Source organism: Streptomyces sp. NPDC051907 (assembly GCF_040681075.1).
Lineage (GTDB): Bacteria > Actinomycetota > Actinomycetes > Streptomycetales > Streptomycetaceae > Streptomyces.
The window spans coordinates 16069-31177 of record NZ_JBFAYB010000100.1 but is presented as its reverse complement, the minus strand read 5'-3'; the positions used below and the strand labels follow the sequence as shown (position 1 = coordinate 31177).

13 protein-coding genes are annotated in these 15109 nt (G+C 72.4%); 5 read left to right on the top strand and 8 right to left on the bottom strand.

The window, feature by feature from the left end:
* Positions 1 to 454: 454 nt before the first annotated feature.
* Positions 455 to 1369 carry a LysR family transcriptional regulator gene (locus tag AB0M39_RS34500; RefSeq protein ID WP_365370852.1) on the bottom strand — a complete coding sequence of 305 codons (915 nt, stop codon included), beginning with the start codon at positions 1367 to 1369 and terminating at the stop codon, positions 455 to 457.
* Positions 1370 to 1407: 38 nt separating this feature from the next.
* Between AB0M39_RS34500 and AB0M39_RS34495 the strand changes: the two genes are divergently transcribed.
* Positions 1408 to 2487: a DMT family transporter gene (locus tag AB0M39_RS34495; RefSeq protein WP_365370850.1), complete on the top strand. Its 1080-nt coding sequence runs from the start codon at positions 1408 to 1410 to the stop codon at positions 2485 to 2487.
* Here the strand turns inward: AB0M39_RS34495 and AB0M39_RS34490 are convergent, their stop codons facing one another.
* Positions 2488 to 3819: an aminotransferase class I/II-fold pyridoxal phosphate-dependent enzyme gene (locus AB0M39_RS34490; protein WP_365370848.1), complete on the bottom strand. Its 1332-nt coding sequence runs from the start codon at positions 3817 to 3819 to the stop codon at positions 2488 to 2490.
* Positions 3820 to 3968: 149 nt separating this feature from the next.
* On the opposite strand from AB0M39_RS34490, the gene AB0M39_RS34485 reads away from it, so the two are divergent.
* The gene (locus tag AB0M39_RS34485) at positions 3969 to 4652 is read left to right on the top strand and encodes a pyridoxamine 5'-phosphate oxidase family protein (RefSeq protein WP_365370858.1); all 684 of its coding nucleotides are present in this window, start codon (positions 3969 to 3971) and stop codon (positions 4650 to 4652) included.
* Between the two features lie 141 nt (positions 4653 to 4793).
* Here the strand turns inward: AB0M39_RS34485 and AB0M39_RS34480 are convergent, their stop codons facing one another.
* The 3 genes from AB0M39_RS34480 to AB0M39_RS34470 form a co-directional block, all read right to left on the bottom strand.
* Entirely contained in the window at positions 4794 to 5852 is a 1059-nt protein-coding gene (locus AB0M39_RS34480; protein WP_365370846.1) for an EamA family transporter, read from the bottom strand.
* 162 nt (positions 5853 to 6014) lie between these two features.
* Positions 6015 to 7073 carry an EamA family transporter gene (locus AB0M39_RS34475; RefSeq protein ID WP_365370844.1) on the bottom strand — a complete coding sequence of 353 codons (1059 nt, stop codon included), beginning with the start codon at positions 7071 to 7073 and terminating at the stop codon, positions 6015 to 6017.
* Between the two features lie 31 nt (positions 7074 to 7104).
* Positions 7105 to 7650 carry a Clp protease N-terminal domain-containing protein gene (locus tag AB0M39_RS34470; protein WP_365370842.1) on the bottom strand — a complete coding sequence of 182 codons (546 nt, stop codon included), beginning with the start codon at positions 7648 to 7650 and terminating at the stop codon, positions 7105 to 7107.
* Positions 7651 to 7963: 313 nt separating this feature from the next.
* On the opposite strand from AB0M39_RS34470, the gene AB0M39_RS34465 reads away from it, so the two are divergent.
* Positions 7964 to 8392 (top strand): SRPBCC family protein, encoded by a 429-nt coding sequence (locus AB0M39_RS34465; protein ID WP_365370840.1) that lies wholly within the window; start codon positions 7964 to 7966, stop codon positions 8390 to 8392.
* A gap of 211 nt (positions 8393 to 8603) precedes the next feature.
* Here the strand turns inward: AB0M39_RS34465 and AB0M39_RS34460 are convergent, their stop codons facing one another.
* Positions 8604 to 9221, bottom strand: a complete 618-nt coding sequence (locus AB0M39_RS34460; RefSeq protein WP_365370838.1) for a PadR family transcriptional regulator — start codon at positions 9219 to 9221, stop codon at positions 8604 to 8606.
* 138 nt (positions 9222 to 9359) lie between these two features.
* On the opposite strand from AB0M39_RS34460, the gene AB0M39_RS34455 reads away from it, so the two are divergent.
* Entirely contained in the window at positions 9360 to 10181 is an 822-nt protein-coding gene (locus tag AB0M39_RS34455) for a PhzF family phenazine biosynthesis protein (RefSeq protein ID WP_365370836.1), read from the top strand.
* A 66-nt stretch (positions 10182 to 10247) separates the two neighbouring features.
* On the opposite strand, the gene AB0M39_RS34450 is transcribed toward AB0M39_RS34455, so the two are convergent.
* Entirely contained in the window at positions 10248 to 11048 is an 801-nt protein-coding gene (locus AB0M39_RS34450; RefSeq protein ID WP_365370856.1) for a type II CAAX endopeptidase family protein, read from the bottom strand.
* A gap of 162 nt (positions 11049 to 11210) precedes the next feature.
* Between AB0M39_RS34450 and AB0M39_RS34445 the strand changes: the two genes are divergently transcribed.
* A complete protein-coding gene (locus AB0M39_RS34445) occupies positions 11211 to 13067 on the top strand; it encodes a substrate-binding domain-containing protein (protein ID WP_365370834.1) in 1857 nt (618 codons plus the stop codon).
* Between the two features lie 412 nt (positions 13068 to 13479).
* Here the strand turns inward: AB0M39_RS34445 and AB0M39_RS34440 are convergent, their stop codons facing one another.
* A complete protein-coding gene (locus AB0M39_RS34440) occupies positions 13480 to 14991 on the bottom strand; it encodes a glutamate--cysteine ligase (protein ID WP_365370832.1) in 1512 nt (503 codons plus the stop codon).
* Positions 14992 to 15109 lie beyond the last annotated feature (118 nt).

The window sequence follows — 15109 nt, the reverse complement described above, 5'->3', positions numbered from 1 at the left end:
GGCCCGCGCCCCGTTTTCCCGGCCCGGCGGCGTCGGCGGCCCGGGCCCTGGGCCCGCCCCCCCCCAGGAGCCCGTGCGGCCCGGGCGACGCAATCAGCCTCGGAAGCCCGCGCGGCCCGGGCGACGGGAATCAGCCTCGCCGGCGATTGAGGCGCGGGGTCTGGGGCGGAGCCCCAGCAGGAGCCCGCAGAGCCTGGGCAGGCGCGGGGCAAAGCCAGCGGGCGGCTCACCGGCTGCCGACTGCCGACTGCCTGGCTGGCAGACTGTCCGGCGGCCAGCTATAGCAGGCGCGGAGGGCCGAGCCGCTCGGGCTCGCTATAGCAATGCGGAGTCGCGCCGCCCGCTCAAACTCACCAGAGCGCCGACGAAGACTCCCGCCGACCGGTCGCCACGGCGGAGTACCGCACCCCGCCCTGCTCGCCGCACCACGTACGCCGCCACAGCGTCTCCGCACTCAATCCGCCCCCCGCTCCACGCTCTTCGCCGCTTCGCGCAGCGCCCCGACCGCCGCCCGGATCGACGGGCGGCGGTCCGCGTCCGCCCGCCACACGGCGTAGATGTGCCTGCGCATCCCCTGGCGTACGGGCACGAGCCGTACGCCCTCGGACACCCAGCCGCGCCCCAGCCTGGGCGTGACGCACACGCCGAGCCCCGCCTCGATCAGGGCGAGCTGGGTGTGGTGCTCCTCCGCCATGTGCGCGATCTTGGGCTCGAAGCCCTTGGAGCGCAGGGTGAACATCAGCCACTCGTAACAGAATTCGCCCTCCGGCCAGGACACCCAGTCGTCGTCGGCGAAGTCCTCGAGGTCCACCTCGTCCCGGCCCGCCAGCGGATGGTCCGCGGGCATGGCGACGTCGGGGACGTCGTCGAGCAGATGGACCTGCGCCAGCCCGCCGGGGACGGGCAGCCGCTTGTTGCTCCAGTCCAGTACGACGGCCAGGTCGAGGTCTCCTCTGACCACCTGCCGGATGGCGTGCTCGGGCTCCAGCTCGCGCGAGCGGACGCGCAGGTCGGGGTGGGCCTTGCGCAGCTCCGTCATCGCCGCGGGGAAGAGTCCGCGGGCCGCGGTCGGGAAGGCCCCCACCCGGACCTCGCCGACCACCTCGCCGCGCTGCGCCTCGATGTCGGCCTGGGCCAGCTCGACCTGGGACAGGATGCGGGCGGCATGGTCGGCGAGCAGTCGGCCGGCGTCGGTGAGCCGCACGCCCCGCCCGTTCTTGGCCAGCAGCTGCTGGCCCACTTCCCGCTCGAGCTTGGCCATCTGCTGGGAGACGGCCGAGGTCGTCACATGCAGTCCGTCCGCCGCGCCGCTCACCGAGCCGTGACGGGCCAGGGCGTCGAGGGTACGCAGGCGCTCCAGGTTCAACATGTAAGCAATGCTAAGCGATAGCGGCAATTTATTCTCGCTTGTCCTACGAGATTCAAGGCGCGATCGTGGACGTCATGAGCACCGCAGTCCCGTCGCGACTCCCCTCCGCCGCCTCCTCTTCCGCCGCCTCCGCCTCTCCCGTCTCCCCCTCCGGTCCCGCGCGCCGCCCCGCCCTCGACTGGCGTATCCGTTTCGCGGCGCTGTCGACCGTGTGGGGCTTCAGCTTCCTGCTCATCAAGGTCGGCACCGGGGCGTACGCGCCCTTCCAGGTCACCTTCGGCCGGCTCTTCTTCGGCACGGCGGTGCTCGCCGTCGCCATGGCCGTGCGGCGGGAGCGCCTGCCGCAGGGCCTGCGGACGTGGATGCATCTGACGGTCGCCGCGTTCCTCCTCAACGCCCTGCCGTTCTCGCTCTTCGCCTACTCCGAGCTGACGATCCCCTCCACGCTGGCGGGCATCTGCAACGCAACCTCACCGCTGTGGGGCATGATCCTCTCGCTGGTGGCCCTCTCCGAGGACAGGCCCACCCGCCGCCGGGTCGCCGGCCTCGGCATCGGCTTCCTCGGCGTGCTGACGGTGCTCGGCGCCTGGCAGGGCTTCTCGGGCCTCGACTTCGGCGGCACGGCCATGGCTCTGCTCGCCTCGCTCAGCTACCCCATCGGCTGGATCTACGTCCGCCGGACGCTGGCCGGCAGCAGCCACTCGCATCTCTCCCTCACCGGGGCCCAGCTGCTGCTCGCCACCGTCCAGCTCGCCGTGGTCACCCCGCTGTTCACCAGCGTGCCGACGTCCTTCCCGCTGGTCCCGCTGCTCGCGGTGGTCGCGCTCGGGGCGCTGGGCACCGGCTTCGCGCTGCTGCTGCAGTACGGGCTGGTCGCCGAGGTCGGCCCGACCACGGCTCAGATGGTCACGTACTTCATCCCGGTCATCGCGACCGCGGCCGGCGTGGCCCTCCTGAACGAGCAGCTGTCCTGGAACACTCCGGTGGGCGCGCTGATCGTGCTCGCGGGCGCGGCGCTCACCCAGAGCAGGCCGAAGACCCCGACGCCCCCAGCAGGCCAGCCAAGTCAGCCCCGTCGACCCCGGCGGCCCCGCCGGCCTGTCGGCCAGAAGCACTAGTCAGCCATAGCTGCGCGCGGGCACAGGGCCGGCCGCCGATGCCATCGCGTCGGCGACCGGCCCGATGTCGTCCATGGAGAGCTCCGAGACGGTGATCCGCACGGCGGGCGGCGTGGACATCCGGAACCGCGCGCCGGGAGCGACCGCCCACCCGGCGTGCAGCAGGCGCGCCACAGCACCGGTCTCGTCGGCGACGGGCACCCATACGTTCATCCCCGTACGTCCATAGGCGTCGACTCCTCGCTCGGCCAGGGCTCGTACGAGTCCGTCGCGCCGCTCCCCATAGGACCGCGCGACCGCGACCGGGTCGACGGCGCCCGACGTCCATAGATGCACCACCGCCCGCTGGAGCAGCCTGCTGACCCAGCCCGGGCCGAGCTGCTGCCGCCCCAGCACCCGGTCGACGGTGACGGCGTCGCCGGTCAGGACGGCCACGCGCAGATCGGGGCTGTACGCCTTGGCGACGGAGCGGACGAGCGCCCAGCTGTCCGTGACGCCTGCCAGGGGATGCAGCGGGAGGTCGACGATCGCATGGCCGTGGTCGTCCTCGATGAGAAGCGTGCGGGGGTAGCGGGCGAGCACGGCTCTCAGCTCGCGGGCGCGCCGCTCGCTCACGGCCGCGCCCGTCGGGTTCTGCGCCCGGTCCGTGACGATGAGCGCGCGGGCCCCGGCGGCCAGTGCGCGCTCCACCTCCGCGGGCAGCGGGCCATCCTCGTCCAGCGCCACCGGCGCGGGCTTGAGCCCGAGCGCGGGCACCAGGTCGAGCAGGCCGCCCCAGCCGGGGTCCTCGACGGCGACCGCGTCGCCGGGCCTGAGGTGTGCGGCGAGGACCCGTTCGACGGCGTCCAGCGACCCCGAGGTGACGGCGAGGGGCCCGTCGGGCACGCCGTCCGCGTCCAGCGCGGCGCGTGCGAGGCGGGCGAACTCGGCGTCGACGGGGGCCTGTCCGTACAGCCCGGGGTGCTCGGCGTTGTGCCGGGCCGCGGCGGCGAGGGCCTCGCGCAGCGGCGGCAGCAGCGCCGGGTCGGGATTGCCCTCGCCCAGGTCGCGCACGCCGGGCGGGGCGTCGACGCGGACGGATCCGCGGGCGGTGCTGGCCGGGCGCGACCGGACGCGGGTGCCCCTGCGGCCGGCGGTCTCGATCACTCCGCGGTCGCGCAGGGTCCGGTAGGCGGACGCCACGGTGTTGGGGTTCACGCCAAGATCGGTCGCCAACTCCCGCATGGGCGGCAGCAGTTGGCCGGGCGACAGCGCCCCGGAGCCGACCGCGCGCTCGATGCTTGCGGCGATCTCCGATGCGCGACGGCCTTCGATCCGATACTCTGCTAGCACAAACCAGATTATGCACTAGTGCAATGGAGTCCGCAATGACGGACAGCAGGACGACCGACCGCAGGACAACCGACGGCAGGATGACCGACAGCACCGTCGCGGCCGACCCCGCCGTGACCGCAGACCCCGCCGTGACCGCCGACGACGCCATGGCGGCCGGCATACGGCCCGCCGGCTCCGGCGGCGCCTATGAACCGACAGACCGCACCGTCCCCACGCGCTCACGCGAACGCGCCGCGTACGACCGGGAGTCGGTGCACTCGATGCTCGACGAGGCGTACGTCTGCCATCTCGGCTTTGTCCGCGACGGCGCGCCCGTCGTCCTGCCGACCCTCTTCGCACGCGTGGAGGACCGTCTGTACGTCCACGGCTCCACGGGCTCGCGCCCGCTGCGCATGGCGGGCGAGCCGGACCCGGGCCTGGCCGTCTGCCTCACGGTCACCCATGTCGACGGCCTGGTGCTGGCCCGCTCCGCCTTCCACCACTCGATCAACTACCGCTCGGTCGTGGTCCACGGCACGGCCCACCAGGTCACCGACCCGGACGAGAAGCGCTCGGCGCTCGACGCCCTGGTGGACCATGTGATCCCCGGCCGCTCCCGTGACTCGCGCCCGGCGAACGCCAAGGAGCTGGCGGCCACCGCCGTGCTCCGCCTGGACCTGAACGAGGTCTCCGCGAAGGTGCGTACGGGCGATCCGGACGACGAGCCCGAGGATCTGACCCTTCCGTACTGGACGGGCGTGGTCCCGCTGGTCACCCAGCACGGCACGCCGATCCCCGCGCCGGACCTCGACGCCTCGATCCCCGTGCCCGGGTACCTCGCCACACGCTGACCGTCGACCCGCCGAGACGAGCCGACCGTCGGTGTGCCGAGACGCGCTGACCGTCGGTTTGCCGGGACGCGCTGGCCCTCGCCGCCTCGCCGCGCGCTCACCGGCCAGCCGCCCCGGGGAGGGGCGGCCGGTTCTCCGGTCTCAGGCGAGCGCCTCGCTCCTTCTGCGTACGGAGGCGATCCGGGCCTCCGCCGCGGCGAGGCCCGCCACCGCCGCCAGCAGCAACGACGTCCCGACCACGGTCGCCGTCGTCAGCCGCTCGCCCAGCAGGGTCACCGCGATGGCGGCGGCGCTGACCGGCTCCAACAGCATGATCACCGAGACGGTGGCCGAGCGGACGACGGCCGCCCCGGCGAAGTAGAGGGCGTACGCGAGAGCCGTCGGCACCGCCGCGACGTAGACGAGCAGCCAGACCACCCGCATCAGGTCCTCGGTGTGCGGGAGCAGCCCTTCGGCGAGCGCCATCGGCAGCAGGCCCGCCGATCCGATGGCGAACGCCCACGCGGTGGTGGAGAGCGAGTCGCCGCCCCCGCCGTCGCGCCCCAGCCACCGGGTCAGCAGGGTGATGGCCGCGTATCCGGCCGCCGAGAGCACGGCGAGCACGACGCCCGCGGGGCGTACGGTCCCGCCCTCGCCGCCGAGCACCAGCACGAACAGGCCGGCCAGCGCGCCCGCGACGGCGATGACGCCACCTCTGCCGAGCCGCTCCCCCATGGTCAGCCGAGCGCCGACGGCGATCAGCACAGGGCCCGCGCCCAGGGTGACGACGGTGCCCACGGCGAGGCCAGTGGCCTGTACGGCCGCGAAGTACGCGCTCTGGAAGAACGTGAGCCCGACGCCGGTGCCGATGATGCGCAGCAGCCGCCGCCGACGCGGCTCCGGCGACGAGACGGACCCCGGACCGGACCCCGGAGCGGATGCCGAGCCGGACGCCGGACCGGACCCCGGAGCAGACGCCGGAACGAGTGCGAGTGCCGCCGACGCGGCTCGCCTCCTACGCAGCGCCAGCGCGCCCAGCAGCAGGACGAGGCCGCCCGCGCAGCGCCAGAACGACAGCGCGAGGGGGCCGAGGTCGCTCGCCTGGAAGACCAGTGAGGCGGCGGCGCCCGCCGTGCCCCAGGCGACCCCGGCGAAGACCAGATAGACGAGGCTCCGGCCGACGGACACGCCGACAGCGGGAGCATGGGAAAGGTTCGACACGTGACTTCTCCGTGTGAAGACAGGTTGATGGGCCGCTCAGCTGCGTCACGCGGGCAGCCGAGGACCGCTCGGGGACACCCCGAGCCCAGGTCTTCGTCAGGAGACTGCCGCCCGCGCTAGGCGGCAGGCGGCGGAAGCACGGTCGAATGCATGATCGGAAGCCTACGGGGCTGCTTGCCCGGCCGACAACTCGCCCTCGGCGACGGCGTCCGCGGAAAGGGGCCGCGCCGGGTCCGCCGTCTTGGACTCGGCAGAGCCCTCGGACAGCCGCGCCGACTCCCCAGGCCCGCCCGCCGCCACCGGCCCGGACGGCGCCTTCGGGGCCTGCGACTGCGCGATGAACGCGCCCACCAGCACCACCGCGCCGCCGAAGATCTGCGGCGCCGACAGGTGCTCCCGCAGCAGCACCCAGGCGAGCACGGTCGCGATGACCGCCTCCAGACAGGCCACCACGCCCGCGACCTGCGGGGAGAGCCTGCGCACCGAAATGACCCCGGTGATGTACGCGACGACGGTGGCGACGAGCACGACCCAGCCGAGCAGCAGTGCCGCGGGCACCTGCGAGCCGCCCATGTCGGCGCTGCCGCCGAGCACCGACCAGTCCATGCCCCACGGCCGGGCGACCACCGTCAGCACAAGAGCGCCGATGAGCAGCCCGTACGCGATGACGCCCAGCGGGTCGGCCGCGTCCTCCGGGTCGCTGCCCTGGTCGGACAGGACGAAGTAGCCGACCTGACAGCAGGCCGCGCCCAGCGCGAGCAGCAGCCCGATCGCGTCGAAGCCGAGCCCCGCCCACACCTCGACGACGCAGGCGAGTCCCCCTACCGCGAGGACGACGCCGACCGCCGCGGCCCGGGTCACCGGCCGGCGCTGGACGAACCGGACCCAGCCGAGGACCAGCGCCGGGGCGAGGTACTCGATGAGCAGCGCGACGCCGACGGGGATACGGGAGATGGAGGCGAAGTAGCAGGCCTGCACACCGGCGACGGCGAGCAGGCCGAAGCCGACGAGGAGTGCGGGCTTGCGTCGCAGCAGGTCTCGGTGGCGCCAGGCCAACGGCAGCATGACGAGGGCGGAGCCGGCCACTCGCAGCCACACCACATGCAGCGGGTCGAGGCCCGCTTCGATCAGCGGCTTGGCCGCGACGCCTGATCCACCGAATGCGAAGGCCGAGCCCAGGGCGAGTCCCAGGCCGGCGCTCCTTCCCTGAGACGCGTGCATCGGGACATCATGACAGCGTCAGTCAGGACCGTCACCCCCGTGACGCATGTCGAGACGGATGGGCCATCCGCCCCGCCAGCCTCGCGACGTCCACTCCGGCCCGTCGCAGCACCTCGACGGCCCGGCTCTCCGGGTCCGCGGCCAGGCAGGCGAGCAGGTCGACGCCGGAGGCGAGCGGCGCCCCGCGCCGCTGGGCGCGCTCCAGCGCGCCCTCCATGGCGGCGACCACGGACGGCGACCAGCCCGAGAGCTCCACGTCCGCCTCGCGTATGACGGGCATCGCGCCGGAGTCCTCCACCGAGCCCTGCCAGCGCAGCCCGTAGCCGATGCTGCGCTGGACGAGATAACCGAGCACCCGCGCGACCTGCGGTCCCGGGCCGAGGTCGGAGCGGACGTGCGGGTCCGACTCGATCAGCGAGTGCAGCAGATGGGCCGTGTCCAGCTGACGGTCGCCGTCGCGCAGCGCCCTTCTGCGCGCAGCGGCGATCACCGAGGCCAGTTCTGCGGTGACTCCGGCTTCGATCTCTGCTCGTGTGGCGACGGGCCGTCGAGGGACTCGCGGGGTAGGGCTCTGCACATCCCCTACCCCATCAGCTCCCAGGCGCCCGGGCGTCCCCGCCGGGGCCCATCTCGCATCCCGCGGAAGTTGGGCACGCACGACCGGTTTCTCCTCCTTGCGGATGAGATCACGACACTTCGCCCCCGAGGGGCGCGCGCCGCCTTGCCCTGCGCCCGAGACGCGACCACGGCTCGGCGACCGGCGCCCCCGGCGCGCGTTCTGACTGGCCGCTCCGCCCGGTCGAGCAGATCTGACAGTTCATCAGCATTGAATGTTCGGGCCGGTGCGGCTACGTTCCGCGACACCGAGACCCGACGAGAGGGGTGGTCGTATGGCCGAAGTCAGTGCTGAGGCTCGTATCGAGGCGCCGGCCGAGAAGGTCTGGGCCCAGCTGACGGACTTCACCGCGTACGGCCAGTGGAACGCGACCCACACCAGCTTCCCCAAGGGCGGGCCGGAGCACCTGGAGCTGGGGACCACGTACGAGGAGAACATGAAGCTCATGGGGTTCCCGGCGGAGGTGGCCTGGACCGTGGACGAGTTCGAGGCGGGCCGGGTCCTGGGGGTCAGGGGCAAGGGACCGATGGGCGTGAGCGTGGGCAACCGCTACACGCTCACCCCGGACGGGAGCGGCACCAAGGTCCGCATCGACGGGGAGTTCACCGGCGCGGCCGTGTCCCTGATGGCGGGCAAGCTCAAGGACTCGGCGACGGCCGCGCTGAACGAGTCGCTGCGGAAGCTGGGCGCGCTCGTCGCCTGAGCCCGCGTCCAGACCACCCGCCGAGGCGGAGCGAAGGTACAGGTCGGCACGAAACCGCGCAGATCCACAGAGGCCCGCGCCGTACGCACAGTCCGCACAGCCCACCCAGTCGACCCAGTCGACCCAGTCCGCACGGGAAAGGGCCCCGCGCACGGTCGCGCAGGGCCCTATCGACGACACGACGACGCCGCGAGGGCGCCGGCCGCGGACGTCAGTCTTCGTCGGCAAGGATCAGATAGAGCTTCTTACGGGCTTCGTTGATGACGGCGACGGCCTTCTGCCGCTGCTCGGCGGAGCCGGTCTTCCAGACCTGGCCGAACGCCTCCATCAGGCCGAATCCGGCCTGCCGGATCTCGTTGACGGTGTCCCAGTCGACGCCGCGCCCGGCCTCTTCCCAGGGCGCGTCCGGTCCCGACTCGGCCTCGGTGCGCCCCGCGTCGGTGAGCGTGAAGAGCTTCTTGCCGCCCTCGCTCTCACTGACGATGAGCCCCTCGTCCTCGAGCAGCTGGAGCGTCGGGTAGACCGAGCCGGGGCTGGGCTTCCACGCCCCTCCGCTGCGCTCGCCGATCTCCTGGATCATCTCGTAGCCGTGCATCGGGCGGTCCTTCAGCAGCGCCAGGATCGAGGCGCGCACATCGCCGCGCCGCGCCCTTCCCCGGCCGCCTCCGCGACCGCGTCCGCCGCCGCCCCATGGCCCGCCGAACCCCGGCCCGAACGGACCGAAAGCCCCGCGTCGCCCTTCTCGCTCACCCCGACCCTGATGTCCGGGCCCGCAGTTGCCCTGTCCCGGACCGTGTTCGTGTCCATGACCGTGTCCATGTGAACGCATCGCTACGCTCCTTCCATCGTTGATCTGTCGCGATGCGTCAACGATATATCGGAATAGGTCGCATGGCAATCGTCAATCGGTCCAGCAACCCCAGATTGGCCTTGGCCTGCGGCTTCGCCCGGCCCGTACGGTCGCGTTATGCGGATTCGAATCGTCGACGCGTTCACCGACCGTCCCTTCGCGGGCAACCCCGCCGGAGTCCTGCTGCTGGACTCCGACGGCTTCCCCGCCGACTCCTGGCTCCAGAAGGTCGCGGCGGAGGTGAACCTCTCGGAGACCGCCTTCGCCCACCCGCTGCCCGCCGGCGGCGAGGCGGACTGGGCGCTGCGCTGGTTCACCCCGACCACGGAGGTCGACATGTGCGGCCACGCCACGCTGGCCACCGCGCATGTCCTGCACACCACCGGGACGGCCAGCGGCACCGTCCGCTTCGCCGCGCGCTGCGGCATCCTCGCCGCCACCGCCCACGAGGACGGCACGATCACGCTCGACTTCCCCACCGCGCCGCTGACCCCCGTCGAGATCCCGGACGGCGTCGCGCAGGCGCTGGGCGCGAAGGTGGTCTCGGTCCAGGACACCGGTCCCCACATCGGCGACCTGGTCGTCGAGCTCGCCGACGAGCAGGCCGTACGCGACCTGGCCCCGGACTTCGCCGCCCTGACGGCCCACTCCGAGCGGGGCGTCATCGCCACCGCCGCGGCCGAGGACCCCTCGGCCGGCTACGACTTCGTCTCGCGCGGCTTCTTCCCGCGGGTCGGCATCGACGAGGACCCGGTCACGGGCAGCGCGCACACCGCTCTCGCCCCGTTCTGGTCCGCGCGCCTGGGCCGCGACGAGTTGACCGGACTCCAGGCGTCCGCCCGCTCGGGCCTGGTCCGCACCGCGCTGCGCGGCGACCGCACCCTGCTCACCGGGCGGGCCGTGACCGTGGTCGACGGCGAGCTGCTGACGGCCCCCTGACCGGTACACACAGACGAAGAAGGGGCGTACGGCCGTCGCCGTACGCCCCTTTCCGCTTTCCGCCGGTCACGGCGTCGGCAGCCACCCCACCCGGCCGACCAGCAGCCCGTATCCGACGAACGCCACGATGTCGAGCAGCGCATGCGCCGCGACCAGCGGTCCGACCCGCCCCCACCGCCGGTAGAGCAGCACGAAGACGACGCCCATCACCATGTTGCCGATGAAGCCGCCGATGCCCTGGTAGAGGTGGTACGAGCCGCGCAGCAGCGAGCTCGCCGCCAGCGACGCCGTCGGCGACCACCCCAACTGATCCAGCCTGCGCAGCAGATATCCGACGACGATCACTTCCTCCAGCACGGAGTTCTGGATCGCCGAGAGGATCAGCACGGGGTACTTCCACCACACCTCGGGCAGCGCCTCGGGCACCACCGTGAGGTTGAACCCGGAGGCCCGCGCCACCAGGTAGAAGGCCAGGCCCGCGCTGCCGATCCCGGCCGCCACGAGCGCGCCCCGCCCCAGGTCGGACCAGGGTCTGGTGCGGTCGAAGCCGATCGCCCGCATCCCCACGCGCTCCCGGTACAGGAAGTGGGCGACCAGGGCGACGGGTACCAGCGCCGTCGTGATGCCGAAGAGCTGCCAGGCGAGATCGAGCCAGGGCCGGCCCGGGGCGTACGACCCGTTCAGCGTCGCCGCCTGCTCCTTGAGACCGCCCGGTTTCGTCACCGATCCGATAAAGCTGATCAGCGCCGACACTCCGCTCGCGCCGAGCGAGAGAGCGAGCACCAGGATCGTCTCGGACCGCAAGATCCTTCGCGACATGCCCTCTTGAGGAAGAGAATCAGCCACGTGTCCCGCCTCCGCCTGCACACCTGCCTCCAGTTGTGTAATCACGCCTCATCCCCATCCTCGCCCCGCTAGGGTCTCGAATACGAGTACGAAGATCGCGCGCGACAGGCCGGGGGACGAGCGTCATCCTGATGACGCGGTCCCCTTTTTCCTTGCTCATCGTTCAAGGAGGGGCACCACCGCATGGGACGTCACAGCTTGCCCGACGCCGAGGGGACGGACGGAGGCAGGTCCCATCCGCGCGCACGCCGCCGGACGGTCGTCATCGCCACCACGCTCGTCCTCGCCGTCGCGGCGGGCGCGGGCATCGCAGCGCAGAGCGGTCTGCTCTCCTTCGCGAGCTCCTGCGAGGACTCCGCCGTACGCCTCGACCTGGTCGCCTCCCCCGACATCGCGCCCGCGGTGCGAGAGATCGCGAGCCGCGCCCGCGAGGATCAGATCACCTCGGACGGCCAGTGCCTGGACGTGCGCGTCTCGGCACGCGAGAACTTCGAGGTCGCCCGCGACATGGCCGCCGGGCGGGCCGGCGAGTACGAGGTGTGGCTGCCCGACTCGGCCGTATGGGCCGAACGCGCGCAGGGCCTGGGGGCCAGCGTCCCGCTGACCCCGGCCGGCAACGTGGCGCTGACGCCGGTCGCCCTGGCCGCCGTGCCCGCGGCGAGCAAGGAGCTGGGCTGGCCGCAGGAGACGTACACCTGGGCTCAGTTGACGGCGGCCGCCACCGCCGCGGACTCCGTGCGCCTGGGCTCCGCCGACCCCGCCCGCAGCGCCACCGGGCTGCTGGCGCTCGCCAGCGTCTCCCGGTCGGTCCAGAAGGAGGGCTCGGAGGCGGACACCAAGGTCGCGGCCACCGCGAAGCTGCTGTCCCAGCGGGTGTCGGACACGGACGCGAAGACCGTGCGCACCCTGGCCCCGGACGGATCCGACTCCTCGGACGGATCTGACGGAGAGGACGCCCCGGGCGGATCCGGCGAGGACGCGTCCGCCGGCCAGGGCGGCTCCGCGCGCAACCAGGCCGTGTTCCTCTCCGAGCAGGCCGCCTTCAGCCACAACTCCGCCGCCGACGGCAGTGATCGCGATGTGGGCCTGTTCTACCCGAAGGACGGGGCGCCTCAGCTGGACTACCCGTACCACCTGGTCGACGAGGGCGAGCTGAGCACCGACGAGAGCCGGGCGGCCGTGCAGTTCATGTCGCTGCTGACCGACCGGACCTCACGCAGCACGCTGACCGAGCACGGCTTCCGCACGGCCGGCGAACCCGTGGTCAAGACCGTCGTGCGCACCGCGGGCGGCCGGGCTCCGCAGCCGTACGAGACGTCCGAGACGCCGGCGGAGCCGCTCACCGCGGAGGACCTCCAGGAGACGCTCGGCATGTGGACGATCACCGTCCAGAGCGCCCGGCTGACCACCGTCGTCGATGTGTCGGGGTCGATGCAGGACCCCGTGCCGGGGCGCGGGTCGCAGAGCAGGCTCGACGTCACCAAGGCCTCGCTGCTGCGGGCGCTGGACCAGTTCACGTCCGAGGACGAGATCGGGCTGTGGGAGTTCGCGACCGGCCTGGACGGGTCGAACGACTACCGCAAGCTGGTGGAGACGGCCCGGCTCGGCGGGCCGGCGAAGGGCGGCGGCAAGCAGCGGGACAAGCTCGCGGACGCCTTCTCCGCGCTGGCTCCGTCGCCCAACGGCGCGACGGGTCTGTACGACACGACGCTGGCGGCCTACAAGGAGGCGCAGGCGGGCTATGTGAAGGGCAAGTTCAACGCCCTCGTGATCCTCACCGACGGCTCCAACCAGGACCAGTTCAGCATCTCGCGCCAGGAGCTGCTCTCCCAGCTGAAGAAGCTCTCGGACGACAAGCGCCCGGTTCCGCTGATCGCCGTCGCCGTCGGCCCCGACGCCGCCAGGGACGACGTCGACGAGATCGCCAAGGCGACCGGCGGCGCGGGGTACCAGGTCAGCGACCCGACCGAGATCCAGGCGGTGATCCTGAAGGCGATCATGGCCCTCGGCCAGGCGGGGCAGGGCGGCCCCCAGGGCTGAGGCCGCGGGGCGGCGGCCTCAGCGGCGCAGGCGGCTACTTCTGCCCTCGTGGTGCCGGGCCCGATCGGCACGGAACCGATCGGAGCCGGCATCGGCGGTATCGGCACCCCGATGGGGGCCTGCGCCCCCGGTATCGGCACCCCGATCGGGCCGGTCCCGATCAGGAGTCGGCCCGGTCACGAGCGGCACTCGGCCAAGAGCGGGACCCCGATCGGGGCCGGCGCCTGCGGTATTGGCGCCCCGATCGGGCCGGTCCCGTCAGGAGTCGGCCCGACCGGCGCCGGTCCCGGTCAAGAGCCAGCTCCGGCCGTGAGCCAGCGCCCGGATGGCACCGGTCCCGGTCAAGACCGGGCCGGTCCAGGTCAGCAGCCGGCCCGGTCACGAGCAGCACCCGGCCAAGGGCCACACCCCGTCACGCGCGGGACCCCGGAAAGCCGACCGGCCATGTGTGCACCGGGTCGCCCTGGTGCATCAGCTCGCAGTAGCGGCGCGTCATGGCGGCGAGCGCGGCGTCCCTCTCCAGTCCCGCCTCCAGCGCACGGTGGTAGGTGTCGGCCTGCCAGGAGGCGCCGTTCACCCGGCGCCGGCACCGCTCCTCGATCACGGAGAGATAGAAGTCGCGGTCGGCGGGCTCGATGTTCCACGCGTCGAGCCCGGCGGCCGCGAGCGGCAGCAGCTCGTCGCGTACGAGCTTGACGGCGGGCACCTGGGTGACGCCCCCCGCCCGGCCGGGCCGCGGCCACTGGAGCTCGGCGTCGATGCCATGGCGGCACGCGGTGTCGAAGTTCTCGGCGGCGAGGGCGAACGGCAGCCGGGACCAGACCGGGCGCGCCTCCTCGGCAAGCGCGCGCACCAGGCCGTAGTAGAACGCGGTGTTCGCGATCACGTCCGTGACGGTGGGCCCGGCGGGCAGGACGCGGTTCTCCACCCGCAGATGCGGGACGCCGTCGACGACTCCGTACACCGGCCTGTTCCAGCGGTAGACCGTGCCGTTGTGCAGGGTGAGCTCCTGCAGGCTCGGCACGCCGCCGTCGTCGAGGACGCGCAGCGGGTCCTCGTCGTCGCAGATGGGCAGCAGGGCGGGGAAGAAGCGCAGGTTCTCCTCGAAGAGCTCGTACGCCGAGTCCACCCACCGCTCCCCGAACCAGGTCCGCGGCCTGACGCCCTGGGCCTGGAGCTCCGGCGGGCGGGTGTCGGTGGCCTGCTGGAACAGCGGCGGCCGCGACTCGCGCCACAGCTCTCTGCCGAACAGGAACGGCGCGTTGGCGCCCACGGCGACCTGCACGGCCGCCACCGCCTGGGCCGCGTTCCACACGTCCGCGAACCGCGCCGGGGTCACCTGGAGGTGCAACTGCACCGAGGTGCAGGCGGCTTCGGGCGCGATCGACGTCGATGTGCAGGTCAGCCGCTCCACGCCGTCGATGTCGAGCTGGAAGTCCTCGCCGCGCGCGGCGACGATCTGGTTGTTGAGCAGGGTGTACCGGTCGACGTCCGAGAGATTCGCGAAGACCAGGTCCTGCTGGGCCAGCGTCGGCAGAATTCCGATCATCACGATGCCCGAGCCCGCCTCGACGGCTTTGCGATGGGCATATCCAAGACCGGTGCGCAGCTCCTCCGCCAGCTGATCGAAAACGCGGCCGCCGAGCCGGTGCGGGACGATGTTCACTTCGAGATTGAACATTCCGAGCTCGGTCTGGAAATCCTGGCTCGCGATGCGGTCCAGAACGTCCGCATTCATCATCCTCGGCAGTCCGTCGGAGCCTGCGAGATTCAGCTCTATCTCCAGCCCCATGAGATTTCTGGGCCTGTCGAACCTCTTCTCCGACAGCAGCCGCCCCAGTCCCGCGAGGCACTGCTGCAACTTCCTCCGGTAGATTTGCCGATCGGACAGGTCACAGCCGCCTGCCTCGACCTTCTCCCCCATCGAAAGCGTCCCTCCTCGAGTGGGCACCACGGAGCGCCGGCCGCCCGCGTCACGGACGATAATGCCCAGACTCACTGATCTATAACGTCCCGCTGATCCGAATCGCCCCATGGAAGGG